2 protein-coding genes are annotated in these 2,622 nt (G+C 72.9%); one reads left to right on the forward strand and one right to left on the reverse strand.

All coding sequences use genetic code 11. From position 1 onward, the window contains the following. Positions 1-1,364: amino acid permease (locus AOK17_RS42750; protein ID WP_055618050.1), on the reverse strand; the 1,364-nt coding region annotated here is incomplete at its 3' end. Between the two features lie 186 nt (positions 1,365-1,550). Between AOK17_RS42750 and mmuM the strand changes: the two genes are divergently transcribed. Next, positions 1,551-2,507, forward strand: a complete 957-nt coding sequence (gene mmuM, locus AOK17_RS42755) for a homocysteine S-methyltransferase (protein ID WP_055618051.1) — start codon at positions 1,551-1,553, stop codon at positions 2,505-2,507. The last annotated feature ends 115 nt before the right edge of the window (positions 2,508-2,622 follow it).

The raw sequence follows: 2,622 nt of genomic DNA on the forward strand, positions 1-2,622 counted from the left end.
CACCCGCCCTCGGACCGCCCCCGCAGCCACACGTACACGGGGATCCCGGCGAACAGGAACAACACCCCCTGGTACACCGCCGCATACCCGGCGCCCGCGATCAGCCAGAACGAGAAGGCGAAGGAGAGGGCGGCGACGGTCAGGTCCCGGACCAGGCCGGCGGGGCGGACCCGGTCCCGCGTGCCCTGGGCGAGCCAGTACAACTGGGCCGCGGCCGACAGCAGATACGGCACGCACCCGGTGAAGGTGGTGATGAGGACGAGTACGCGGAACGTGGTGTCGGGTCCCGCCGTGTAGTTGAGGCCGATCAGAACCGTGCCGAGCGAAGCGCAGGCAAGGACACCGAACCCGGGGACACCGCCCTTGCCCACGCGGGCGAACCTCGCCGGGAACAGTCCGTCGCGGGCGGCGGCGTACGGCATCTGGGCGCTCATCAGGATCCACCCGTTGAGGCAGCCGACCATCGAGGCGACGGCGACGACCGCGATCAGTGTGCCGCCCCAGTGGCCGCCGGTCATCGCGTCGACGGCGTCGGCGAACGGCGCTCCGGACTCGGCGAGTTGGCCGTGCGGGACGAGCCCGAAGACCGCGACCGTACCGAGGAGGTAGACGAGTGCCGAGCCGAGCGTGCCCAGCACACTCGCACGGCCGACCGTGCGCTCCGGGTCGCGGACCTCGCCCGCGCTCATCGCGGCCGACTCGACGCCCAGGAAGCTGTAGAGGAGCAGCGCGGCGGAGGCGGCGAGCGCGCCGGACACGCTGTCGCCGGAGGCGTTGAACGGGCCGAAGTTGTCGGTGTCGATGAAGAAGAGCCCGACGGTGGCGACCAGGAGCAGCGGCACGAACTTCAGGATCGTCGACACGATCTGCACCCCGCCGACCCAGCGGGTGCCCGCGAAGTTCGCGGCGGCGGGCAGCCACAGCGCGCCCGCCGCCACGGCCGCCTCCAGGGCACGGTTGCCGTCCAGCGGCAGCAGCACATCGGCGTATCCGACGGTCGCCACCGCGAGCGCGGCGATGCTGACCCAGGTCATGGTCCAGTACGACCAGGCCGACAGAAAGCCCGCGAACTCGCCGAACGCGTCCCGCGGATAGACGTAGAGGCCGCCGGTGACCGGGCTGCGGCGCGCGAGTTTCCCGAAGAGCAGGGCCAGCAGTACCGCGCCTATGGACAGGACGACGAAGGCGAGCAGGCTGACCGTGCCGTACGGGGCGACGGTGGCGGGCAGCACGAAGATGCCGCCCCCGATGATGTTGCCCATGACGAGGGCGGTGGCGGCGGCGAGGCCGAAGGTGCGGCGGGGCGCGGCCGGGGCAGGACCGGGGCGTGTTCCACCGGCCTCGGTGGTGCTGGGGGCAGTCATGGCACTTCCGGATTCCGTGGGGACGCGCCGCATCGCGTCCGGCGGCCACGGCGACGCCGGTCGACGCACTGCGGCGTACGGGGGTGGGGAGGCCGTGATCGTAACCCCGCATCCCACATGGTGGGCAATCTGTTCACACGCTGGACACGCTGGGGCATCCGCCACGCCTTCGACTAGCGTCGTGACATGAGCAGCCACACCGACCGCGACACCACCCGCGACTCCTCTCCCGCCGCCCCGCGCACCCTCGCCGAGGCGCTCGCCACCGGCACCGTCGTCCTGGACGGCGGTATGTCCAACCAGCTCGAATCGGCCGGGCACGACCTGAGTGACGAGTTGTGGTCGGCGCGGCTGCTCGCCGAGCGGCCCGAGGCGATCACCGAGGCGCATCTGGCGTACTTCGAGGCCGGCGCGAACGTGGCGATCACCTCCAGCTACCAGGCGACCTTCGAGGGCTTCGCGGGGCGCGGCATCTCCCGCGAGCGCGCGGCCGAACTGCTCGGACTGAGCGTCGAACTCGCCCGCGAGGCGGCCCGGCAGGCCGGGGCGAAGGGCGTGCGCGAACCGCTGTGGGTGGCGGCGTCGGTGGGCCCGTACGGGGCGATGCTCGCGGACGGTTCGGAGTACCGGGGCAGGTACGGGCTGAGCGTCGCCGAGCTGGAGGCGTTCCACCGGCCCCGCATTGAGGTGCTGGCCGAGGCCGGTCCTGACGTCCTGGCCCTTGAGACCGTGCCCGACGCCGACGAGGCACGGGCGCTGCTGCGGGCGGTGCGCGGGTTCGGCGTCCCGGCGTGGCTGTCGTACAGCGTCGCGGGGGGCCGGACCCGGGCCGGGCAGCCGCTGGAGGAGGCCTTCGCGCTCGCCGCCGACGCCGACGAGGTGATCGCGGTCGGCGTCAACTGCTGCGCCCCCGACGACGTGGACGCCGCGGTGGAGACCGCCGCCCGCGTCACCGGCAAGCCGGTTGTCGTCTACCCGAACAGCGGCGAGACCTGGGACGCCGAGGCGCGCGCCTGGACCGGCCGCTCCACCTTCACCCCCGAACAGGTCGGCGGCTGGGAGCGGGCCGGGGCCCGGCTGATCGGCGGGTGCTGCCGGGTCGGTCCGGCGGCGATCACGGGGATCGCGGAAGCACTCGGCTGACAGGACCCACTCGGCTCACTCAGCTCACTCGGCTCACTCGATTCGCCCAACGCGCCCGGCTCCCTCGATTCCCCCGGATCCCTCGCCTCGCTCGACTCCGCGTGAGGGCGGGGCG

The sequence above is a fragment of the Streptomyces phaeochromogenes genome, assembly GCF_001418655.1.
In the GTDB taxonomy this organism is placed as follows: Bacteria; Actinomycetota; Actinomycetes; order Streptomycetales; family Streptomycetaceae; genus Streptomyces; species Streptomyces phaeochromogenes.

Coding starts and splice junctions, on each gene's coding strand:
- mmuM (WP_055618051.1), top strand. CDS start 1,551: ATGAGCAGCCACACCGACCGCGACACCACCCGCGACTCCTCTCCCGCC.